We start from the raw sequence: 23,030 nt of genomic DNA, 5'->3' as shown, positions 1-23,030 counted from the left end.
CGCCTTATTCGTAGCGGAGCGCTTCCACCGGGTCCAGCTTCGCCGCCCGCGCGGCCGGCCAGATGCCGAACAGCAGGCCCACCAGCGCCGCGAACGCCACCCCGCCCACCACCGTGCTGGGGCGCACGTCCGCCGCCAGCGGCGTCACCAGGGACACGATCTTCGCCGTGCCCAGCCCCACCGTCGTCCCCAACAGGCCCCCCACCGCGGACACGCTGGAGGCCTCCATCAGGAACTGGAGCACGATGGTCCGCTGACGCGCGCCCAGCGCCCGGCGGACCCCTATCTCCCGCGTCCGCTCCCGCACCGACACCAGCATGATGTTCATGATGCCGATGCCGCCCACCAGGAGCGTGATGAGGCCCACGCCCGTGGCCACCGCGTAGAGCGCGCCGGTGAGCTGCTCGTACGTCGCCGCGAGCGAGTCCGTCCGGTTGACGTTGAAGTCGTCCGGCTGGCCCGGCGGCGTCGCGCGCACGCGCCGCATGATGCCCACCAACTGGTCCTCCACCTTCGCCATCCGCCCCGCGTCCGCCACGGCGATGGCGATCTGCATGGGCCGCCCCTTGCCGAAGTGCGAGTTGAAGGTCTTGAACGGCATGAACACGGACAGGTCCATGTTCTCCGCCACGACCTTCCCCTTGCGCCCCAGCGTGCCCACCACCTGGAAGGGCCGCCCGTCGATGCGCACCGTCTGCCCCAACGGGCTGATGCTGGGAAAGAGCGAGGCGGCCACGTCCGCGCCCAGCACCGCCACCGCCCGGTTCACCTCTTCGTCCGCGCGGGTGAGGAAGCGTCCGGACACCACCTCGTAGTTGCCGATGGCCTGGTAGTCGCTCCACACGCCGTTGATGCGCACGTTGGAGACCTGGAGGGCGCCGTGCGCCACGTCCGACATGCGCATCACCGCCGGGGAGATGGCGGTGATGAAGTCCGCCTGGGCGCGCAACTGCGCCACCTGCTCCAGCGTGAAGTTCTTCCGGTTGCGGTACATCCACCAGTTGCCCTTGATCATCCAGGGGTACTTGGAGATGAAGACCGTGTTCGCCCCCAGCGTGGCCAGTTGCTTCTCGAAGGACGAGTTGAGCCCCTGGATGATGCCCACAATGGCGAGCAGCGTGGCCACGCCGATGCCGATGCCCAGCGTCGTGAGCACCGTGCGCATCCGGTTCGCCTGGAGGGAGAACACCGCGATGCGGACCCCCTCCAGCACGTCCACGCGGAAGCGCTGCCGCAAGCTCATGCGGTGCCCGCCTGCGGCCCAACGCCGTGCCCGCCGCCCAGCGCCACCTCCGGCCCCGGCCCGTCCGCGACGATCTGCCCGTCGCTCAACCGGATGGCCCGGGGACACCGCGCGGCCAGCTTGGGCTCGTGCGTGACGAGCACCAGCGTGTGCCCCGCGCGGTGCAGTTGTTCGAACAGCTTGACGATCTCCTCGCCGGTGGCCGAGTCCAGGTTGCCCGTGGGCTCGTCCGCCAGGAGCATGGACGGCTCCGACACCAGCGCCCGCGCGATGGCCACGCGCTGGCGCTGACCGCCCGACAGCTCGTTGGGCCGGTGGTGCATGCGGTGCGTGAGCTGCACCTTGTCCAGCGCCGCCTTCGCCCGCTCGCGCCGCTCCTTCGCGCCCATCCCCCGGTACACCAGCGGCAGCTCCACGTTGGCGAGCGCCGTCTCCCGGGGGAGCAACTGGAACGTCTGGAAGATGAAGCCGATCTCCACGTTGCGGATGACGGCCAGGTCGTCGTCGTCCATGCGCGACACGTCCTTGCCGTTGAGCATGTAGCGGCCGCTCGTGGGCGTATCCAGGCAGCCCAGCACGTTCATCAGCGTGCTCTTGCCGGAGCCGGACTGGCCGATGATGGCCACCCACTCCCCCCGATTGATGCCGAAGGACACGCCCCGCAGCGCGCGCACCTCTTCACCGCCCACGAAGAAGGCGCGCGTGAGCTCCTCCACCTGGATGAGGGGCCCCGCGTCCGGTGCAGGGGCCGACGTCACGACTTGCCCTTCGCCGCGGCCTTCTCCGGCTCGCGCACCACGTCCCCGTGGGACAGCTCCTTGGACAGCGTGCGGTAGGGGCCCTCCACCACGCGGTCCCCGACCTGCAGGCCCTCCAGCACCTCCAGCTCCGTGTCGGAGGCGATGCCCGTGCGCACGCGGCGCACCTGGGCCTTGTTGTCGCTGTCCACCACGAACACGACCTTGGCCAGCGCCTCCGTGCGGCGCTTCGCGGTGAGCGACGTGCCCTCCACCGGCGCCTGGTAGTCCGGCAGCGAGCGCTCCGCGCGCACCGTGACGGCCTGGATGGGCACCAGCACCGCGTCGTTGTGCGTCTCCGCGCTGATGCGCGCCTCGGCGCTCATGCCGGGGAGCACGCCCGGCGGACGCGCGTCCAGGGCGACGGTGATGGGGAAGCTGGTCACCTCGGCCTCCGTGCCCGGGTTCTTGATGGTGGCCTTCTGGGCGATCTCCACCACGGTGCCGGTGAAGGACTGGCCCTCCAGCGCGTCCAGCGTCACCTCCGCCGGCTGGCCGTACTTCAGGTGGACGACCTCGTGCTCACCCACCTCGAACTTCACCTCCATCTGGTTGAGCGCGGCGATGGTCATCACCACGTCCTCGGAGAAGTCGGAGCCGCGCACGCGCTCGCCCACCTCACGCGACAGTTCAATCACGTTGCCGTCGATGGGGGACAGGAGCGTGGTGCGCGCCAGGTCCGTGGAGGCCTGCTCCAGCACGGCGCTGCTCTGGGCCACGCGCTGCCGGGCGGCCGCGAGGCGCGCCTCGGCGGTGTCCGTCACGGCCTGGGCCTGCTCCACCTCCGCGGCGGACGCGAGCCCCTTCTCCGCGAGCCCCTTCACGCGCCCCAGCTCCGCGCGCTGGCGCGCGGTCTCCACCTCCGCCACCTGGACCTCGGAGCGGGCCGCGTCGCGCGACGCGGTGGCCTGCTTCACGGCCGCCTCGTAGTAGCGCTTGTCGATCTGCCCCAGCACCTGCCCCTTGGTGATGGCGTCTCCGTCCTTCACCTTGAGGGAGACCAGGTCTCCGGACAGGTTGGAGGAGATCTTCACGGTGGTGGCCGCCTGCACCTTGCCCGCGCCGGTGATGGTGCGGGTGATGGTGCCCTTGCGGGCCTTGGCCATCTGGACCTCCTGCGTCGGGGGCGGCCGGTCCCGCAGGCCGCCCACGGTGATGGCCACCGCTCCAAGCAACAGCGCGCCGGCGATTGCCGCCTTCCACCACGTCATTGTGAGTCTCCCGGGTTCAGCGTGCCCATGGCCCGGAACAGGGCATAGCGGGCGATTTCGACATCGATGCGGCTCTGGAGCAACACCAGCTCCGCCTGGGTCAACTTGAGCTGCGCGTCTCGCACGTCCAGCGTGGAGCCGGCGCCCGCGCGGAAGCGCTCCTCCGCCAGCGCCAGGCCCTGCTGGGCGACCGCGCGGTTGTCCGTCGCGAGCTTCGCGGAGGCAATCTGCCCCTCCAGCACCTGGTGGGCGCGGCGCACCTCCGCCTCCAGCTCCCGCGCCGTCTGCGCGAACGTCAGCTCCGCCTTGCGGATGTTGACCTGGGCGCGCGCGGACTGGGCATCCGTGTTGAAGCCGTTGAACAGGTCCCACGTCAGGTTGATGCTACCGTTGAAGATGTTGCCGTAGCCGGGCTCGCTGAAGAACGGGCCCGGGGCCTGGCTGTTGTGCGAGTACCGCGCGGACAGGCCCACGCGGGGGATGTAGTCACCCTGCACGATGGCCCGCTGGAGTTCCGCCACGCGCACGCGCTGCTGGAGCGCCTTGAGCAGGGCGCGGTGCTCGCGGGCCTGCTTGAGGGCGTCATCCAGGGCGGGCGCCGGCGCGGGCTCCTGCTGGAACACGCCGGGGTCCACCGCCTGGAGCAGCTCCGTGCCGGGGCGCGCCAGCCACACGGCCAACTGCACCTGGTCCGCCACCAACTGGTTCTGGCGCTGCACGACGTTGATGCGGTCGTTGCCCAGGTTGACCTGCGCGGCGATCTCCTCGGACTTGCCCACGCGGCCCGCGGTGAAGAGGGCGCGCGCGCGCTCCAGTTGCTCCTCGCTGCGCTGCGCGGTCGCCTTGAGCACGTCCAGCGAGGCCTGCGACAGGAAGAGGTTGAAGAAGCGGCGGATGGCCTCCAGTTCGGAGGTGTCCGCCTCTTCAATGGACTGGTTGCGCGTGGCGTCCACGTTGACGCCGGCCTGCTCCAGTTGCTTCCAGAGACCGCGGTTGTAGATGACCTGCGACACGCCCAGGGACGCGAAGTAGCTGTCCGCCGTGTTGGAGGTGGCCACCACCTCCCGCGTGACGGTCTCCGTCTCACTGATGGGGACGGTGAAGACCTGCCGTCGCTGGCCCACGTAGTCCAGGCTGGGGCCCAGGTTGAGCTGCACCTGCGGCAGCAGGCCGGAGCGCGCCACGCGCTGGTCCTCCTGGGCCACGGCGACGTCCAGCGCGGCCTGGAGCGCCTGGGTGTTCTTCCGGCCCAGTTGGCGCGTCTCCTCCAGCGTGATGGGCGTGGCGGTGAGCAGCGTCGCGACGACGAGGAAGGCGCTCATCGGCCACCTCCCGCCGGCAGGCCAATGAAGAAGACACCCACGTACATGAGGTACATCACCCCGATGAGCAGCAGCGAGCGCCCCAGGCGCATGCCGGTTGCGGTGGAGAAGCCCACGCCCAGCAGGCCCACGCTCCACAGGTTGAAGAAGTCCACGCCCTTGAGCACGCGCTGCATCTTCGGCGACAGGCCTTCCAGCAGGGCCAGGCTGGAGGGCACGAGCCGCTCCGCGCGCAGGTCGGTGAGCGAGTGCTGGTAGGCCGCGCACACCGCGTAGATGAGGTGGTACAGCGCGATGGGCAGCAGCGCCACCGCGGCGGCCGCCATCAACTGCCCGAAGACCGCGGGCTTGTTGAAGAGCCAGGCCGCGACCCAGAGGATGCACGCGAGCAGCAGCACCATCAGGGGCATCACGATGAGCCCCTTGGCGATGCCGCCCACCAGCGCCTTGCGCGACGCCGTCTGGATCTGCTCGGCGATGTCGGACTCGGAGACGCTGGACGCGGTCGAGTCCGTGGGCAGGGCGCTCACGATGGAGGCGGTGGCGTCCCAGCGCAGCGCGTAGGCGGTGCCGGAGATGGCGACGCAGAAGGCGAGGATGAGGAGGGGCCACAGCCAGCGCCGGGCCTCGACGGCGGCGCGCGTGCCCCCAAGGGGGTCCACGAAGACGCGCGCCGGTTGAACAAGGGAGGTCATAGGGATGGGGTCTCAGGGCGGTTTACGCAGCCCTCCCGGAGTGATTGCCCGGTCCCTTGAATTGAGTCGGGAAACGGGCGGGCAGCCAAACGAAATCCGGCCGCGCCCCAAGGTTTATCCTGCCTTGCATCCATCCTGTAGCGGTCTGTAGCCTAAATTTTGCGGCGGAGCGGCGGACGGTGTATTCCGCTCGGCTGGACGCTTGCCGGAGCATGAATGGTCGACAGCACGGATCTCGCCCAGGTTCTCCATGAGGCGCATGACATCGCCCGCAGCGTCGCCCAGAAGCCCACGTCGGCCCACGTGTTGCTGGCGCTCTTCACGGTGGAGAACCGCGCCCAGCTCCTCCTGAAGGAGAAGGGCGTGGACGAGGACGCGCTGCTCCAGCTCATCACGGAGGCCCCGGCGGAGACGGGCAACGTGGTGCAGGAGCTGACCGCGCGCGCCCGCGAGCTGGCCAGCACCTTCCGGGCGGGTGAGGCGGACTGTCTGCACCTGCTCATCGCCATCATCCGCAAGCGCTGCGCCGCGAGCGACCTGCTGGGGCGCACGGGGCTGGACCTCATCTCCCTGTCCAACACGGCGCTCGCCTATTCCACCAGCGGTGGCCTGCCGCGCCGGCTCCAGCCGGGCTATGGCCAGGCGGTGGCCACGCGCGCACCGGTGAGCCGTCCGGTGGGCGCGCCGCCGTCTCCCCTCCCCTCCTCCACGTTCGCGCTGAGCGTGCCGCGTCCGGCCGCCCCGCCGGCTCCGGTGATGACGCCCCCGGTGACGACCCCGCCGCCGGCCGCGCGCACGACGCCCGCGCTGTCGCCGCGAGACCTCATCGACGTGGACGAGGACGACGTGACGCAGGACGCCGCCGCGGAAGCCCCGCCTCCGCCGATGCCGCGCGTGGCGCCGCCGGCCCCGGTGGCTCGCGCGACGCCTCCCGCTCCGCCCGTGGCCTCCCCTGCTCCGGTGGCCCGTCCGTCCGCGCCGCCCGCGCAGGCCAAGGGTCAGCCGCTGACGCTGGACGCCAAGGCGTTCCCGATGCTCACGTCGCTGGGCCGCAACCTGAGCCAGGCCGCGCGCGAGGGGAAGCTGGATCCGGTGGTGGGCCGCGCGCGGGAGGTCGAGGAGGTCATCGACATCCTGGGCAAGCGCCGCACCAACAACCCGTGCCTGCTGGGCGAGCCCGGCGTGGGCAAGACGGCGGTGGTGGAGGGCGTGGCGCAGCGCCTCATGGGGCTGCGCGGCACGCTGGCGGAGAAGATCCTCGTCGAGCTGGACATGGCCACGCTGGTGGCGGGCACGCAGTTGCGCGGCTCGTTCTCCGAGAAGCTCAACGCGCTGAAGGAAGAGGTGCGGCGGGCCGAGGGGCGCGTGGTGGTCTTCATTGATGAGATCCACACGCTGGTGGGCGCGGGCTCCACGGGCGAGGGCCCGCAGGACGCGGCCAACGAGCTGAAGACGGCGATGGCGCGCGGCGAGTTCCCCTGCATCGGGGCGACGACGCACGACGAGTACCGCAAGTTCATCGCGGCGGACCCGGCGCTGGAGCGGCGCTTCACGCCGGTGGTGGTGAACGAGCCGTCGGTGCCGGAGACGGTGCAGATCCTCCAGGGCATCATCGGGCGCTACGAGGAGCACCACGCGCTGCGCTACCTGCCGGAGGCGCTGGAGGCCGCGGCGTCGCTGGCGAGCCGCTACGTGACGGACCGGTTCATGCCGGACAAGGCCATCAGCGTGGTGGACCTGGCGGGCAGCCGCTGCCACCGCGAGGGCAAGCACCGGGTGGACGCGGCGGACGTGGCGCGCGTGGTGGCGAAGCTGGCGGGGGTGCCGGAGGAGCGGCTCCTGATGAACGACTCCGCGCGGCTGCTCCGGCTGGAGAACGACCTGGCGGAGCGGGTGATTGGCCACGGCGACGCGGTGGTGCGGATCGCCCGGGTCATCCGCCGCAACTACGCGGGCTTCGCGTCGCGCCGCCCCATGGGCAGCTTCCTCTTCCTGGGCCCCACGGGCGTGGGCAAGACGGAGATGGCGCGGGCGCTGGCGGAGGTGCTGTTCGGCAACCGGGACGCGCTGGTGCGCCTGGACATGAGCGAGATGTCCGAGTCCCACGGCGTTTCGCGCCTCATCGGGTCGCCCGCGGGCTACGTGGGCTTCGGCGAGGGCGGGCAGCTCACGGAGCCGGTGCGCCGCCGGCCGTCCTCGGTGGTGGTGCTGGACGAGATCGAGAAGGCGCACCGCGAGGTGCAGATGCTGCTGCTCCAGGTGCTGGAGGAGGGGCGGCTGACGGACGGCAAGGGCCGGCACATCGACTTCTCGAACACGGTCATCGTGATGACCACGAACCTGGGCGCGGAGGCGTTCAGCCGCACGGGGCGCGCGGTGGGCTTCGGCGCGGCGGACGCGGCCGAGGGCAAGGCGCTGGACATGGCGTCGGACACGGCGCGCAAGGCGCTGCCGCCGGAGCTGTGGAACCGCATCGATGAGCGGCTGCCGTTCCGTCCGCTCGCGGAGCAGGAGGTGGCGAAGATCGCCACGCTCATCCTGGCGGAGAGCAGCAAGCGGCTCGCGACGGAGCGCGGCATCGTCTACACGGCGGGCACGGACGTGGTGGGTCACCTGCTCAAGTCCGGAGGCTTCGACCCGATGCTGGGCGCGCGGCCGATGCGGCAGGTGGTGCAGCGGCTGGTGGAAGGCCCCCTGGCGGAGCGCATCCTCTCCGGCGAGTTCGGCGCGGGAGACCGCGTGCGCGTCGCCGTGCAGGCCGGACAGCTCCAGTTCGCCCGGGACGCCGTCTGACAGCGGCGCGGCGAGGCCGGAGCACGCGGAGCGGCACTGCTCGCTCCGAGCCCGAGAATCCGGCGCGTCCACGCACGACGGGTTCGCGAAGCCGGCTGATGCGGGAGGCTCCTGCCTCCGATGCGCCGGTGCGACCTGCTTCGAGGGCATCGCAAGGTCGTGCGCCCGTGACGACAAAGGCGAAGCGCGTCCCCGTGGTCATCGTCGGCGCGGGCCGGCTGGGGGGTGCGCTCGCGCTGGCGTTGCAGGCGAAGCGCTGGCCCGTGCGCGTGTACTCGCGTGACGACGCGGGCCGCGAGCGCGCGCGGGCCCTGGGCCTGAAGCCCGCGACCGCGGCGGACCTGAAGAGGGCTCGCGTCTGTGTGCTGTGCGTTCCGGACGCGGCGGTGCCCTCGGTGTCCGAAGCCCTGTCCCGCGAGCTGCCGCGCACGGTGGCGCTGGTGCACACCGCGGGGGCCCTGCCCCTCTCCGCGCTGGGCACGCAGCGGGGCCGCGCGGTGGGTTCGTTCCATCCGCTCTGCGCCGTGTCCTCCGCGAGGGACTCGCTCGCGGGCCACACCGCCGCCATCAGCACCCGCTCCCCTGCCCTGCGCGCCGTCCTCCAGCGCATGGCGGAGGACGTGGGCTTCGCGATGTTCGACGTTCCGGAGGCGCACCGCGCGGCCTACCACGCGGGCGCGGTGCTGAGCGCCGGTGGACTGGTGGCCCTGGCGGACGCGGCCGTGGGCGCGCTGGGCGCCGCGGGCATTGAACCGGAAGCCGCGCTGAAGGCCCTGCTGCCGCTGATGCGCTCGGCGCTGCGAGGCATCGAAGCGCGCGGCCTCTCCGGGGGACTCACCGGCCCCATCGTCCGGGGAGACGCGGGCGTCGTCGCGGCGCACCTCAAGGCGCTGCCTCGCGACATCGCTCCGCTCTACGCACGGCTCTCGCGGCGGGCCCTGCGCCTGGCCTCGGAGCGGCTCCGCCCGGAGCCCCGTGCCGCGCTGGACGCCCTGCTCGCGAGGAAGTGACGGCGCGCGTCCCGGTCGCCCCGGACGCGCGCCCTTCCCACCCGACTAGGTGAGGATGATGCGCGGGCTCTGCAGCGCGCGGCGCACGATGGCCAGCGCCTGCTCGGAGGCGGCCTCGGCCTCCGTGAGGCGGCGCAGGCAGACGTCGCCGCCCACCGCCACGGAGCGCTTCAGGTCCGCCAGCAGCGTCAGCGCCGCCTGCAGCATCTCCTTGCCCTGCGGGGACTCCGCGGCCGGCTTGCCCGCCGCCTTGGACACGTGCTCCGTGAAGCGCTGCACCGCGTCCATGGTCGCGTTCGGGTCGTACTTCTCCAGCATCGGCTTCAGCCGGTCCGGGTTGATGCGGATCAGGCGCAGCGCGCCGACCTTCTGGAAGGCCGGGTGCACCAGGCCGATCTCCGACATCTCGAACGCGCCCAGCAGGCCCTCGTCCGGCGCGCGGTGCGAGTGCGGCACCACGTCCACGAAGAGCGCCAGCGGATCCGCGCCCTGCTTGAACGCCTCCAGCTCATCGTCATCCAGCGGCGGGAAGCTCGCGGGCGTGCCGATGAAGAGCAGCGGCAGCACCACGTCGTGCCAGAACTCCTCAGGCGCTGAGCCCGTGCCCCCCACCGTCGCCACCAGGTGCGTCAGCAGCTCCGCGAGCCGGGGGGCGCGCTCGGCCTGATCCGCCAGCGACTTGCCCTGCTCCATGCGCTGCAGCGACGTGACGATCTGCCCCTCGAACTGCTGGCGGGCCTCCGGCGGCAGCGGCGGCTGGGTGCGGCCCAGCGCGTCACGCACGTCGCGCGCCAGCGCGTCCGTCTTCGCCTCCAGCGCCTGCTTCGTCTTGGCCGGATCCACCACGATGAACTGGAGGAAGCCCGGGTCGAACAGGCGCTGGTAGTCCTGCGGCCCCAGCCGCTGGGGCTGACCGCCGCCCAGGGCCTGCGCCGGGTTGGTGCCGAACTTCACCTGCCCCAGCGAGCGGCGGATGTCGGCGGCCAGGTCGTCCAGCCGCGTCAACTTGCCCTGCGCCAGCGCGTCCATCACCGCCCCGAACGGGGACAGCATGATGATGGCCTCCGGGAAGCCCAGCGAGGCGCCCTCCGGCGAGTCCCGGTTGGGGAACCAGAACGCCTGGTGCTCGGAGATGAGGCGCAGCGCGAAGCCGCCCGCCAGGCCCAGCGCCGCGCCCTGGTGGTTCGGGTTGTTCGGGTCGAACCGGCCGCCCAGCAACTGGATGACCGACTTCTCCACGTCCGCCCACGGCGCCTTCGTCAGGTCGACCGGCGCGCCGCTGGCCTTCTCCAACGCGGCGGAAAGCTGGAGCTGCGCATTGTGGACGTGCTGCGGAACAGGGAGCCCCTGGGGCTCGGCGGGTTCGGTCATTGGGAAGGTTCCTGTGGGGAATGCGACGCGTTCCCTTACCGTGAAAAACGCGTTCGTGACTACGAATTGTGGTCGGTAGGATGCGCCGCCATGTCAGCTCCTCGCGGGCCTGCCCGCCAGCCCGCCATCCTCGCTTGCCTCCTGTTGCTGACATCGGGGTGTGCTTTCGTCGCACCCCGTTTTCCGCAGAACGTCCAGGCGTCGTTCGCCCGGGACGACATGCACAAGCTGACCACTCGGTCGATGGAGCTCTACTACCCGGCGCACCTGCGGGCGACGGCGCTGCGGGTGGCCGCCCGGATGGAAGGCTGCGTGGACCGGCTGCGCACCGACGCGTGGAGCAAGGCCGAGCGCAAGCGGGTCCTCGTCTACCTGACGAGCGCGGACTTCAACAACGCGTACGTCCAGTCGGAGTTCGCCAGCACGCCGCAGCAGATGGTGCTGCCGCAGCACATGACGCTGGAGCAGTTCAACCTGCTGGGCCTGGGTGAGACGGACATCGGCGACGTGGCCTGTCACGAGTCCGTCCACTACGTGCAGATGCAGCAGGTGGGCGGGCTGTGGAACGTGCTGAACAAGGTCACGGGCGGCCTCTTCCAGCCCAACATCTTCACCGAGTCCTGGTTCCTGGAGGGTCTGGCGACCTACTACGAGGGCCGGCTGGGCAAGGACACGGGACGTCCGCACAGCCCGGTGTGGCGCGGCTGGTGGGAGGGCGCGGTGCAGGCCCGCCGGGGCGAGCTCAACGCGGGCTACCTGTCCCCGGAGCAGCGCGCGCTGGATCCGTTCGGCGGCAACTACCTGAGCGGCATGAACTTCGTGGAGTACCTGGCGAAGACGTACGGCGAGAAGCGCCTGTGGAAGCTGGTGGAGGAGCAGGGCAGCTCGCTGCTCCCGCCCCTGGCGGTGACGCTGCGGTTCAAGCGGGTGTACGGCAAGGACATCGGGTCGCTGTTCAGCGAGTTCGAGCAGAGCCTCCAGAAGGACCTCCAGGTGCGCGAGCGCCCCGCCACGCAGCAGGTGCTCCTGCGGGAGGCGGGCTACTTCTCGCGGCTCGTCGCGAACCCGGCCGACGGAAGCACCGCGCTGGTGAGCGTGGGCCGCGAACAGATCACCCACCTCACGGTGCTCGAGCGCGACGGCCGCGAGCGCTTCAGCCGCGCGCTGGTGCGGCTGTTGCCGGGGCGCCGGTGGGTGGTGGCCAGCCCGTCGCTGGTCAGCGGCATGACGTTCAGCCGGGATGGCCGGTGGCTGTACCTGGTCAGCGCGGACGTGGACGTGGTGGGCAGCTACACGGGGAAGCTGTGGCGGGTGGACGCGCGCACGGGCGACGTGGTGCGGCTGTGGGACGACCTGGTGGGCATGGGCGGCGACGTGACGGCGGACGGCCGGGGCTACGTCTTCGTGGAGGTGAACGGCGACGCGGCCAACCTCGTGCGGCTGGACCTGGAGAGCGGCCAGCGCGAGCGGCTGACGGACTTCAAGGCGCACACGGCGCTGGGCACGCCGGTGACCTCACCGGACGGGGAGCGGTACGTGTTCCCCATGAACGGCACGCAGGGCTGGGACCTGGTGCTGCGCGAGCCGGACGGCTCGCTGCGCTGGCTCACGCGGGACGGGCTGTTCAACTACTCGCCCCGGTGGCTGGGCGCGGATCACCTCGTCTTCCTGCGCGAGCACGAAGGCCGGCTCCAGGCGCACGTGATGACGGTGTCCACCCGGCGCATCGCCCGCGTCACCGACGCGCCGACCCTGGTGCTCGACGCCGCGCCCGCGGGCGGGGACGCCGTGGTCTTCCTCAACCGCGACGGCATCCAGTTCACCGTGGACCGCGCGCCCCTCACCGAAGCCCTGGCCGAGTTGCGCGCGACGCCCGAGCCGCCGCCCGAGAGCGTCGCGACCGCGCCGGCACCCGAGCCAGGAGCCACCGCGCGGGCCCCTGACGCGCAGGACGGCTTCGTCGCCTTCCCCGGCCAGCCCGCGCCCCCGGCGGATGCCCCCACGCAGGCCTCGGCCGACGTCCCCCCGGCGCCGGTGGCGCCGCCGCCCCTGCCGGTGGATCCCGCCCATGACGTGGACGCGCCCGTGACGCCTCCGGCCGTCGTGGGCAAGGCGGTGGACGTGCTGACGGACGAGCCCTATTCGCCGCTCGAAGGCTTCTTCATCCCGAACTACCGCGTCCCCTACTTCTACACGGTCCCCAACGACGTCGATGAGAACGACCCGTACTTCGCGGGTGGCATCTCCATCGCGGGACAGGACCGGCTGGGCTTCAACGCCTATGCCCTCACGCTGACGTACGACCTGAAGGAGAAGCAGCCCGGCGTGTCGTTCGCGTACGGCAACGCGATGCTGTCGCCCTTCTACCTCCAGGTCTCCGCGTCACGCCTGCGCGAGAACCAGCGCACGGACCTGCAGGCCACCGTGTTCGCGTCCCGCACGTTCTGGACGACCCCCGTGAGCTTCGGCGTGCTCGCGCTCGACCGCCGCTTCGACGCCACGGAGCGCCGGCCGGCCCTCACCACGCGGCTCATCGGACCGGAGGTCGCCGCGTCGTACTTCGCCGGCGAGAGCACGTCCTACGGCGGCACGCAGCGCGGCCTGGGCCTGTCCGTGAGCGGCGGCGTCTTCCCGAAGGCCTTCACGCTCGACTCCACCGTGGGCGACGTGCGCCTGGGCGTGGACGGCTACCTGGGCGGCCTGCCCTTCACCGGCAAGGACAACCTCCAGCTCTCCGTCGTGGGCCGCGCCCTGCCCGGCGCGCCGGACGGCCTGCTGGAGGTCGGCGGCATCCTCCCGGGCCAGGCCATCTTCATCAACCGCGACACCACCACGGACGGGAACCTGCCCCTCCAGCTCCAGCCGGGCCTCGCCTTCAGCGAGTACCTGCGCGGCTACGAGGACCACACCTTCCGCGCGCGCAACGTGGTGCTCGCCAACGCGCGCTACCGCTACCGCTTCATCATCGACTACGGCTGGGCGTCCACGCTGTGGGTGCTGCCGTCCCTCTTCGTCAGCCAGGTGGAGCTGGACGCGTTCGGCTCCCTCGCGCGCACGGACAACCGGGACAACCACGGGGCGGTGGGCGGCTCCGCCACGCTGCGGCTCTCCGTGGGCCAGGCCTACGCGCTCTCGTTCTTCTACCAGTACGCCCACCGCTTCGATGACGGCTTCGGCGACCTGCACCTCATCGGGATGACCTTCTAGCGAGGCCCGCGCAGGCCATACAGGCCCTCCTCGCGCGCCACCTTCAGCACCGCGGAGGGCACCAGCTCCACCGGCTCCAGGCCGCGCGCGAGCTGGTCGCGCACCTGCGTGGAGGACACCTCCGCCAGCGGCGGCCCCACCGTGTCCGGCGCCGGGTAGCCCGCGCGGTAGAGCACCATCACGTGCGCCATCCGCTGGATGCGGTCGAAGTCCTTCCACTGCGGCAGGTCCCTGAGGATGTCGCTGCCGATGATCAACGAGAAGCGCGTGTCCGGGTAGCGCTCCACCAGGTACGCCAGCGTGTCCACCGTGCGCCCGCCGCCGCCCAGCTCGCGCTCCACCAGGCTCGTCTGGAGCCAGCCGGACGTCTCGCGGCAGAGCGCCTCGCACATGCGCACGCGCGCCTCGAAGGGCTCCAACTGCTTGCCGAACGGGTGGCGGAACGTGGGCATCAGCCAGACGGCGTCCACGCCCTGCGTCGCGTGGACGTAGCAGGCCGCCATCAGGTGGCCCACGTGCGGCGGGTTGAACGAGCCTCCGAGCAGCGCGACCTTCACGGCGGGCCTCTTATTTGACGGTGAGCTTCGTCGAGCGCGAATCGACCTGCAGCACCCGGGGCGGCAGCACCAGGTGCCCATCCAACCGGAACGCGGAGAAGCTCAGGTTGCGCTCCGCCCGCTCCAGCAGGCCGCACGTCTGCTCCGCGGCCCCCACCAGCCGGCCCGGCGTCACGAAGTAGCGCGGGCCGATCTGCACCACCGCCGGCTCGGACTCCTTGCCGTGGATGAACACCTGGGCGTTGAGCAGGTCGTCCCGCACCAGGTCGTTCTTGTCGTGCACCACGCAGCAGAGCGTGTCCCCCACCAGGTCCATGGCCTTGTTGGCCACGCCCGGGTCCCGGTACGCCAGCGAGTCGCGCTCCGGCACGCGCACGAAGCGCTCCATCACCAGCCGCCGGTCGTCCTCGGACGCCAGGTCCGCGGGGGCCTCGCGGGACGCGGGCGTGCGCGCCAGGCCGTCCTGCGGCGCCACCAGCCACTGCGTCACGTCCGCCAGGAAGTCCGCGTCCGAGTATTCGCGCCCGCCCCGGCTCTTCTTGCGGCGCCACAGCACCCACTCATCCAGGTCCGTGTAGCGCGCGCCGGTGAAGAGGAAGCGCCGGGCGCCCTTCGCGCGCAGCAGCTCATAGGCCGCGTCGAAGGCATCCAGGTCGCCATGCGTATCGGAGAAGACGCCAATCACGGGCAGGTCACCGCGCGGAAGCGTACAGCAGGGCGGGCTCGCGGCGCTTGCGGAAGGCCTCCGTCTGCGCCTCGAAGCCCTCCATCATCCGGTCCAGGGGCCACCCCTCCTCGATGCCGCGACGCACCTGGTCGGTGCCGCACAGCAGGTCGAACGCGGGCACGTCGTCCACGAACTCGTACGCGTCCGCCCGCCAGTCGAAGTGGCCCGGGCCGATGTCGTGCAGCGCCTGGGTGATGGCGATGCCCGTGCGCAGCGGCTGGAACACCTTGCGGTCCGTGACGTGGATGAACGCCCCGCTGCACGACTGGCCCTGGTACTTGTCGAACGTGGGGGTGAAGCCCACCGGACGGAAGGCCACGCCCGGCAGCCGCTCCTGGTCCAGCCGCGCCATCAACCGGTCCGTGTCCACCCACGGCGCGCCGAACTGCTCGAAGGGCCGGCAGGTGCCGCGGCCCTCGGACACGTTGGTGCCCTCGAGCTGGCACATGCCCGGGTACACCAGCGCCGTGTCCGCGGTGGGCATGTTGGGCGACGGCGGGATGAACGGCAGGCCCGTGTCGCTCCAGGCCATGTCGCGCGTCCAGCCCTCGCACGGCACCACCGTGAGGTCGCAGCCGAAGCCCTCCTGCGCGTTGAACAGCCGCGCCAGCTCCCCCGCCGTCATGCCGTGGCGGTTGGGCAGCGCGTACAGCCCCACGAAGGAGCGGAACTTCTCCCCCACGAGGTTGCCCTCCAGCGTCACCCCATCCAGCGGGTTGGGCCGGTCCAGCACGTAGAAGGGCACGCGGGCCTGGACCGCGGCCTTCATGGCCAGGGCCATGGTGTAGACGTAGGTGTAGTAGCGGCTGCCCACGTCCTGGATGTCGAACACCAGCGCGTCCAGCCCCTTCAGCCACTCCTGGCGCGGGGAGAGCGACTCGAAGGTGGAGCCGTAGAGGCTGTGCACCGGGACGCCCGTCTTGCGGTCGCGCGCCTCGTCCACGGCCACCATGTACTGGGCTTCACCGCGGACGCCGTGCTCCGGCCCGAAGAGCGCCGCCAGCGTCACGCCGTCCGTGCCCGCCAGCAGGTCCGCCAGGTGGCGGAAGCGCGAGTCCACGCTCGTGGGGTTGACGATGGCGCCCACGCGCTTGCCCTTGAGCGCGCTGAACCCCTGCGCCGCCCACACATCCAGTCCCGTCTTCACCTTCGTCACGTTCGGTCGCCTCGTCCCGCGCCGTGGCGCGGGCTGGGAAGGGTCAGTCCGCCGCCAGGCGCTTGAGCGCGCTCTGCGCGGCCTTCTTCGAGTCACAGGTGCCCAGGCCCAGGAAGCCTCCGGACTCCCCGTCGTTCGGGCCGCCGTCGTCGGCCAGCGACTCCAGGGCCCCGCGCGCGGACTCCAGGCGCAGGCTGGCCACGGCCTCCACCGCGCCGGTGCGCACCGCGCACTGCTCGTGCTTCAGGAGCGAGATGAGCCGGGACTCCGCGCGGCCGTTGGCGTCCTTGCGCACCGCCAGCGCGTAATGGACCACCGCGGCGCCCATGTTGCCCTGTGCCTCCTCCAGCCGCCCGTTCAGGTAGTTGCGCTGGTCCGCGTCCTCCTGCCGGATGAGCCGCTTCGCCTCGTTCACGCGCGTGACCTTCTCCGCGCCGGTGGCGCCCTCCACGTCGCGGATGGCCCGCATCGCGGGGCCGCCACTGTTGACGAGCAGCCACCCACCCAGCAGGACCACCGCCAGCAGCACCGCGCACACGCCCCAGCCGGCCGCGGTGGACGACACCTTCGTGGTGATGGCGGGCGGCAGCTTCGCGTACGTGCGCGCCCAGAGCGCGTCCGTCGCGGTGCGCGCCTGCTTGCCCAGCACCGTGGCCCGCTGCCCCACCAGCACCGCGCCCGCCGCCGCGCGCTGGCCCACCGCCACCGCGCCCTGCCCCACCGCCGCCGCGCCCGCCGCCGCGCGCTGGCCCAGGTCCAGGCTCGACTCCACGCGCGCCAGGGCCAGGTTGCCGAAGGGCGGCAGCGAGTCCGCCTCCTCCGGCGAGGGCAGCACCGCGTCCGGCGTGGGCGCCAGGACCCGGTAGGGCGCGCGCGGCACGCGGAAGACGCGGATCTTCCCGGGGATGCCCTTCAGCTCGAACGCGCCCACCTCCTGCGACGGCACCTCCGCCTTGTTCATGGAGAGGTAGACGGCCTCCGTGAAGAAGACCTCGTCCGCCTCCGTGATGCCCTCCACGCGGGCGGCGATGTTCACCGGCTCGCCGAAGATGTCGTTGGCCTCCACCCGCACCTCGCCCACGTTCACGGCGACGCGCACGTGGATCTGCTCATCCTCCAGGAGCTGCCGGTTGTGGTGCCAGAGCCGGTCCTGGATGGCGATGCCGCTCAGCACCGCCTGGGTGGGCGACTCGAAGGTGACGAGGAACGCGTCGCCGATGGATTTGATGATGCGTCCACCGAACGCCTTGAACAGCGGCGCGAGCAACGCCTCATGCACCTGGAGCAGCCGCTGGTTCTCCTCCAGCGTCTGCCGACTGGTGCGTTCGGTGAAGCCCTTGATGTCGGTGAAGACGATGGCGAGGTTGGCGGTCTTCAAAGCGGGGGCAGTGTATGCAGCGCGTCGCGCGAAGCAATCGCCACGGACCGCGCCCCGCCGCCCGCTGTCAGCGCTTCGAAGGTTTGAGGACCCGCATGTTGCGCTTGGGCGGCGCCGTGAGCTGCGCCCTCACCTTCGCTGCGAGCTGGGGCCTGTCCGTCCGCTCGTAGAACGCCGCCAGGGTCCGCAGGACACCCGGGTTGTCTGGCTGGGCGTCGCGCGCGGCCAGGAACTCCCGCTCCGCGTCCAGCGCGCGGCCCTGCTTCTCCAGCACCGCCGCCAGTTGCATGCGCACCTGCACCCACGCGGGCCGGGACTTGGACAGGGGCCGGTAGTGCAGCTCCGCCTTGAGCCAGTCCCCCGCCTGCGCCCAGAGCCCCGCCAGCCGGAAGCGCGCGTCGTCATAGGACGGGCGCAGGGACACGGCCTTCTCGTAGGCGCGGATGGCGTCGAAGGTGGCGCCCTGCTCCTCCAAAAGCTGCCCCTGGAGGAAGTACACGCGGGGGTTGTCCGGGGCCTCGCGCCCGGCCGTAGCCAGGTGGACGCGGGCGCGCTCCAGCTCCGGGGCGCTGCCTCCCTTGAGGAGCAGGCGCGCGGCCTCCAGCCGGGGCAGCTCCCAGCGGGGCTGATGGGTGATCAGCCGCTCCAGGGCGACGAGGGCTCCCGCGTCGTTGCCCGAGGCCTCCAACGCCAGCGCGTCCGCCAGCGGACTGGGGGCCGGGGCCGCTTGCGCCGTCAGGACCGGAGAGGCCGGTGCGTCGGACGCGCCCGCCAGCAGCGCCGCCACGAGAACCCACATCATGGTTGGCAGATAGCAGGTCCCGGTGGGCCACCTCAATACTTCCCCTTGACGGACACCCGGCCTCGCATGAAACCCATGACCGTGCAGATTTCCCAAAGGACATTGGAAGACCTTGGTTTCTCGGAAGTGCTCCGCGCGCTGACGCAGCGCTGCCGCACCGAGCCAGGGAGGGAGCGGGTGCTGGCCCGTCCATTCCTGGACACCGAGTCCGAAGTGGCCGAGGCGCTGGCGCTCGTCGACGAGGCCCGCTTCCTCTCCCAGCAGCAGTTCTCGCTGCCCCTGGGCGGCGTGACGGACCTGCGCACCGCGGTGGGCCACGCGGAGAAGGGCGGCGTGCTGGAGCCCCGCCAGCTCATCGACGCGGCCCAGTTGCTCTTCGCCTTCGCCCGCACCCGCGAGGCCCTGGATGAGCGCAAGGAGCGCGTCCCCCGGCTGGCGGAGATCTCCAAGCGCCTGCCCTTCCTGGAGGCCATGGCGCGCCGGTTGGATCAGTGTTTCGAACCGGACGGAACCCTCTCCGACCGCGCCAGCCCGGAGCTGAAGGAGGCGCGGGACCGCGCCCGCGGCCTGCACCGGCGGATCAAGTCGCGCCTGGACGAGATGCTCCACGACCTGACGTTCACCGCCAAGCTGCGCGAGAACTACTACACGCTGCGCAACGGGCGGTACGTGGTGCCGGTGGTGTCGAACTACCGCGCGGAGGTGGACGGCATCGTCCACAACGCCAGCCAGACGGGGCAGACGCTCTTCATGGAGCCGCAGGCGATGGTGGGCCTGGGCAACGACCTGGCCATCGCGCAGTCGGAGGTCGCGGAGGAGGAGCTGAAGGTCCTCCAGGAGCTGAGCGGGCTGGTGGGCCGCGAGTCCGCGCGCATGCTGGAGGGCCTGGAGGCGGTGGCGGAGCTGGACGAGGTGGAGGCCATCGCCACCCTGTCCTCGGACCTGGACGCCACGACGCCGACCTTCGAGGGCGTGAAGGAGCTGCAGTTGCGCGCGCTGCGCCACCCGCGCCTGGTGCTCAAGGGCACGGAGGTGGTGTCCAACGACGTGACGCTCACGGAGAGCGCCCGGGCGCTGGTGGTGTCCGGCCCCAACGCGGGCGGCAAGACGGTGACGCTGACGGGCGTGGGGCTGTGCGCGCTGATGCTGCGCGCGGGCCTGCCCATCCCGGTGGGCGAAGGGTCGCGGATGCCGCTGTACCGCTCCGTGCACTCCACCGTGGGTGACACGCAGGACCTGTCCCAGGGCCTGTCCTCGTTCAGCGGCCACGTCACCCTGCTGCGCGACATCCTGGCGGCGGTGGTGACGGACTCGCTGGTGCTCATCGACGAGATCGCCTCGGACACGGATCCTCGCGAGGGCGCGGCCATCGCCATCGCGGTGCTGGAGGAGCTGCTCGGCAAGGGCGCGTACGTCCTGGTGACGACGCACCTGGAGGAGCTCAAGGCGCTGGCGCACATGGATCCGCGCTTCCTCAACGCGCGCGTGGGCTTCGACTCCAAGCGGATGGCGCCCACGTTCCGGTTGCAGATGGGCGCGTCCGGCCAGTCGTCCGCCATCGACGTGGCGGCGCGGGTGGGCCTGCCGGCCTCCGTGTGCGAGCGCGCGCGGGAGCTGTCGCTCAACGCGGGCGGCCCGCTCACCAAGGCGCTGGCGGCGGCCGAGGACGAGCGGCGCAAGCTCTCCGAGGAGCTGGAGAAGGCGCGCATCGCGGCGAAGGAGGCGGAGGCGCTCCGCGCGGACCTGGAGAAGCAGAAGGTCGCCTTCGAGCGCGAGCGCAAGGGCCGGATGATGCAGTTCAACGAGGACGTGCACGCGGCCAGCGAGCACGCCGCCCAGGAGGTCCGCGACCTGCTGGTGAAGCTGCGCTCCGAGCAGAACGAGAAGGCGCTCTCCGAGGCGCGCCTGCAGTTGCAGCAGCGCGCGGAGGAGGCGCAGAAGCGCGCGGCGGCGGCCAAGGCGGAGCTGTTCCAGGTGGAGGCCCCGGGGCCCGCGAACCTCAAGGTGGGCGCGTGGGTGCACCACTCCGGCCTGGGCCGGGACGTGGAGATCCTGGAGCTGACGGAAGGCCAGGCGGTGGTGTCCGCGGGCGGCGCGCTGAAGATGCGGGTGCCCACGACGGAGCTGTCCGGCTCACGCAGCAAGAAGCCGCAGCAGGCGAAGTTCCCGGAGCAGCGCAAGGGCGAAGCGGCCCTGAAGCGCGCGGCGTCCGCGGCGCCGTCGCAGGTGGAGGCCACGAACTTCCGCTGCGACGTGCGCGGCATGCGCGCCGACGACGCGCTGGCGGAGCTGGAGACGTTCCTGGACCAGGGCCTGCGCAAGGGTGAGGAGGCCGCGCTCATCATCCACGGCCACGGCACCGGAGCGCTGAAGCAGGCCATCCGCGACCACCTGGCCGCATCGCCGTACATCCGCATGTTCCGCCCCGGGGAGAGCCACGAGGGCGGAGACGGCGTCACCGTGGTGTCCCTGCGCGGCTGAGCCACCGTGTCACCAGGGGGCGGGGTCCTGCTGGCCCCGCTCCCCTGCCCCGGGAAGTGTTGGCTACAGTGCAGCGCCATGTATCGGCTCTGCCTGTTGGGATGTGTGGTGTTCCTGGCCGCGTGTGGGGAGAAGGCCCCCGACGAGGGCGCCATCCGCGTGTCCGTGAAGTACGGCTCCTTCAAGCCCGCGTGCGTGCGCGTGGAGGCCAAGGACGCGAGCGGGCACCAGGGCGCCACCGACATCCCCTCCAGCCAGTTCAAGAACGCGGAGAAGAACGAGGTCCTGGTCGCGGTGCGCCGCAAGGCGGACTGGGACATGGCGCTGAGCGTGACGGCGTCTTCGTACGCCTCCGCGACCGCCACCGGCTGTGACGGCCCCTTCGTGGAGCAGCACTCGAGCAACGGCCCCCTCACCATCGTCGCCAGGAAGTTCACGAACTTCGACGTGACGTTGAAGGCGACGGACGCGGATGGTGACGGTCATCTGGCGGGCGCCATGTGGAGCGAGCCCGCGGACTGTGATGACTCGAACCCGGCCAGGCACCCGGGCGCCGTGGAGACCTGCGGCTCCACCGTGGACCTCAACTGCAACGAGCGGACGGGCTGCCAGGAGGAGAACTGCTGGGGCAACCCGTGTGACGACGGCAATGCCTGCACGACGGGGGACCGCTGCGAAGGCTCGGGCCTGGGGGCGAAGTGCGTGCCCACGCAGACGACGACGTGCACCCAGCCCACGGGCGTCTGCGACGCGCGTCTGGCGTGCAACCCCGCCTCCGGGCTGTGTGAGGCCGCGGAGTCCACCGTCGGCAAGAGCTGCAACGACGGGAACGCGTGCACGGATGGAGACCAGTGCGGGGCCGATGGGAAGTGCGGCGGCACCGCGCGGACGTGCACCACCTCCGAGCAGTGCCTGTCCCGTTCGGGGACGTGCAACCCGGCCAACGGCCAATGCATCTTCACGCCGCTCCCGGCCACGACCGCCTGTCAGGACCCGGTCGCGTGCACCACGCCGGACCGCTGCGATGGGAACGGGAACTGCGTGGGCACGCCCACGACCTGCACGCCGCCGCCGTGCTACCGCGTCAAGCAGCAGTGCACGGCGAACACCGAGTGCGAGTACGAGGTCGACCTCAACGGCACGTGCACCACGTCCGGTGGTGTCCCTGGCGTGTGCTCCGCCACGGCCGAGTGCAGCCCCTTCCCCTACCGGCCCTCCAACTTCGACCCGAATTCGATCGCGGCGGCGGACATCGGGGAGCTGCGGACCTCGGGGAGCGTGACGTTCGACACCACCAGCCGGACCTGGTCTCCGCCGGGCCAGGTCCCGACCCGGGACTCGATCAAGTACGTGCTGCTTGATCAGGGCGCCGGAAACCCGCAGGCCGTGCTCATCCCGGTGTCGGCCCTGGCGCTGAACGGAACCCTCACCATCACCGGTCCCAACCCCGTCATCTTCGCGGTCTACGGCTCGGCGACCGTGGCCCAGTCGATCCTCGCCACGGGCACCATCGACACCCCCAACGCCGCGTGCGGTACGTCCCAGGGCGGCGCGGGCACCGCTTCCGGAAGCACGGGCGGTGGCGGCGGTGGTGGCGGCAACGGCACCCCCGGCGCGGACGGGGGCAACGCCTACAACGCCCAGAACCGTGGCGCCGCGGGCATCAACCGCGCCACCGGGCCAGAACCGCTCCTGGGTGGCTGCCCGGGTGGAAACGGAGGTGCGGGCGCGTCCGGCGGCAGGGGCGGAGCGGGCGGAGGCGCCATCCAGCTCTCCGTCGCACAAACCCTGACCCTCGATAAGAACCTCTCCACGAGCGGGAATGGCGGAGCCGGCGGCACCACGGGGGGCGGCGGCGGTGGTGGCAGCGGCGGCCAGGTGGTGTTGGAAGCCTTTCAACTGAATCTCACCGCCGCCGCTCGCATCACCGCCAATGGAGGCGGTGGCGCCGAGGGCGGAACGACCACCAGCAATGCCGGGAGCGCTGGAGCCAACGGCAATCAGTCCTCAGGGGCCCCCGCCACGGGTGGAACCGGCAACAACGCCACCGGAGGTGCTGGCGGTGCCGGCGGCGCTGGGACGACGCTCCCCGTCAGGGGCACGGATGGAACCCGGGACGGCTTCGGCACCGAGGGGTCTGGCGGGGGCGGGGGCGGCAGCGTCGGCTACATCCACCTGCGCAGCGTCCAACCCTGCGCGCTGGCGGTCGGGCATGTCCTCAGCCCCCCCGCCACCACCTCCTGCACGCAGCCCTGACTTCTCCCCTATCCCGGGAAGTGT

Annotated in this window: 16 protein-coding genes; 5 read left to right on the top strand and 11 right to left on the bottom strand. The window is 71.5% G+C overall.

Going from position 1 to position 23,030, the window contains the following annotated elements:
* Positions 1-4 precede the first annotated feature (4 nt).
* The 5 genes from K8612_RS06150 to K8612_RS06130 are packed head-to-tail and all read right to left on the bottom strand — an operon-like array spanning position 5 to position 5,235.
* Positions 5-1,243 carry an ABC transporter permease gene (locus K8612_RS06150; protein ID WP_223740368.1) on the bottom strand — a complete coding sequence of 413 codons (1,239 nt, stop codon included), beginning with the start codon at positions 1,241-1,243 and terminating at the stop codon, positions 5-7.
* Complete coding sequence (locus K8612_RS06145) at positions 1,240-2,001, bottom strand: ABC transporter ATP-binding protein (protein ID WP_370639916.1); 762 nt, start codon at positions 1,999-2,001, stop codon at positions 1,240-1,242. Before K8612_RS06145 ends, K8612_RS06150 begins: the two co-directional genes overlap by 4 nt.
* The gene (locus K8612_RS06140) at positions 1,998-3,251 is read right to left on the bottom strand and encodes an efflux RND transporter periplasmic adaptor subunit (RefSeq protein WP_223740369.1); all 1,254 of its coding nucleotides are present in this window, start codon (positions 3,249-3,251) and stop codon (positions 1,998-2,000) included. The genes K8612_RS06145 and K8612_RS06140 overlap by 4 nt, the downstream gene beginning before the upstream one ends.
* On the bottom strand, positions 3,248-4,573 hold the full coding sequence (locus K8612_RS06135) for a TolC family protein (RefSeq protein WP_223761576.1): 1,326 nt from the start codon (positions 4,571-4,573) through the stop codon (positions 3,248-3,250). Before K8612_RS06135 ends, K8612_RS06140 begins: the two co-directional genes overlap by 4 nt.
* A complete protein-coding gene (locus K8612_RS06130) occupies positions 4,570-5,235 on the bottom strand; it encodes a YIP1 family protein (RefSeq protein ID WP_370639917.1) in 666 nt (221 codons plus the stop codon). Before K8612_RS06130 ends, K8612_RS06135 begins: the two co-directional genes overlap by 4 nt.
* Before the next feature lie 249 nt (positions 5,236-5,484).
* Here K8612_RS06130 and K8612_RS06125 point away from each other — a divergent pair, with 249 nt between their 5' ends.
* Both K8612_RS06125 and K8612_RS06120 read left to right on the top strand, forming a co-directional pair.
* Complete coding sequence (locus tag K8612_RS06125) at positions 5,485-8,061, top strand: AAA family ATPase (protein WP_223761574.1); 2,577 nt, start codon at positions 5,485-5,487, stop codon at positions 8,059-8,061.
* A gap of 167 nt (positions 8,062-8,228) precedes the next feature.
* Positions 8,229-9,071: a Rossmann-like and DUF2520 domain-containing protein gene (locus tag K8612_RS06120; protein ID WP_223761573.1), complete on the top strand. Its 843-nt coding sequence runs from the start codon at positions 8,229-8,231 to the stop codon at positions 9,069-9,071.
* Positions 9,072-9,116: 45 nt separating this feature from the next.
* Here K8612_RS06120 and K8612_RS06115 read toward each other — a convergent pair whose 3' ends face one another.
* Positions 9,117-10,442 (bottom strand): hypothetical protein, encoded by a 1,326-nt coding sequence (locus K8612_RS06115; protein ID WP_223761572.1) that lies wholly within the window; start codon positions 10,440-10,442, stop codon positions 9,117-9,119.
* Positions 10,443-10,532: 90 nt separating this feature from the next.
* Between K8612_RS06115 and K8612_RS06110 the strand changes: the two genes are divergently transcribed.
* Positions 10,533-13,649, top strand: a complete 3,117-nt coding sequence (locus K8612_RS06110; protein ID WP_373692083.1) for a hypothetical protein — start codon at positions 10,533-10,535, stop codon at positions 13,647-13,649.
* Here K8612_RS06110 and nadD read toward each other — a convergent pair.
* The 5 genes from nadD to K8612_RS06085 all read right to left on the bottom strand — a co-directional run bounded on the left by nadD (position 13,646) and on the right by K8612_RS06085 (position 18,269).
* Positions 13,646-14,206, bottom strand: a complete 561-nt coding sequence (gene nadD, locus K8612_RS06105) for a nicotinate (nicotinamide) nucleotide adenylyltransferase (RefSeq protein ID WP_223740376.1) — start codon at positions 14,204-14,206, stop codon at positions 13,646-13,648. The two genes, K8612_RS06110 and nadD, sit on opposite strands and share 4 nt — an antisense overlap.
* A 10-nt stretch (positions 14,207-14,216) precedes the next feature.
* Complete coding sequence (locus K8612_RS06100; RefSeq protein WP_223740377.1) at positions 14,217-14,891, bottom strand: hypothetical protein; 675 nt, start codon at positions 14,889-14,891, stop codon at positions 14,217-14,219.
* A gap of 7 nt (positions 14,892-14,898) precedes the next feature.
* Positions 14,899-16,089, bottom strand: coding sequence for a DUF1343 domain-containing protein (locus K8612_RS06095; RefSeq protein ID WP_223761570.1), 1,191 nt, complete (start codon positions 16,087-16,089; stop codon positions 14,899-14,901).
* A gap of 43 nt (positions 16,090-16,132) precedes the next feature.
* Positions 16,133-17,467 (bottom strand): adenylate/guanylate cyclase domain-containing protein, encoded by a 1,335-nt coding sequence (locus K8612_RS06090; protein WP_223761569.1) that lies wholly within the window; start codon positions 17,465-17,467, stop codon positions 16,133-16,135.
* Between the two features lie 67 nt (positions 17,468-17,534).
* Positions 17,535-18,269 carry a hypothetical protein gene (locus K8612_RS06085; RefSeq protein ID WP_223761568.1) on the bottom strand — a complete coding sequence of 245 codons (735 nt, stop codon included), beginning with the start codon at positions 18,267-18,269 and terminating at the stop codon, positions 17,535-17,537.
* 75 nt (positions 18,270-18,344) lie between these two features.
* Between K8612_RS06085 and K8612_RS06080 the strand changes: the two genes are divergently transcribed.
* Together K8612_RS06080 and K8612_RS06075 are read left to right on the top strand one after the other, a co-directional pair.
* The gene (locus tag K8612_RS06080) at positions 18,345-20,750 is read left to right on the top strand and encodes an endonuclease MutS2 (protein ID WP_223761686.1); all 2,406 of its coding nucleotides are present in this window, start codon (positions 18,345-18,347) and stop codon (positions 20,748-20,750) included.
* A gap of 78 nt (positions 20,751-20,828) precedes the next feature.
* A complete protein-coding gene (locus K8612_RS06075) occupies positions 20,829-23,006 on the top strand; it encodes a putative metal-binding motif-containing protein (protein WP_223761567.1) in 2,178 nt (725 codons plus the stop codon).
* Positions 23,007-23,030 lie beyond the last annotated feature (24 nt).

The organism is Corallococcus sp. AS-1-6 (assembly GCF_020037015.1).
Taxonomy (GTDB): domain Bacteria; phylum Myxococcota; class Myxococcia; order Myxococcales; family Myxococcaceae; genus Corallococcus.
Note: the sequence above shows the minus strand (reverse complement) of the source record. Positions and strands in the feature narration are given on the sequence as shown.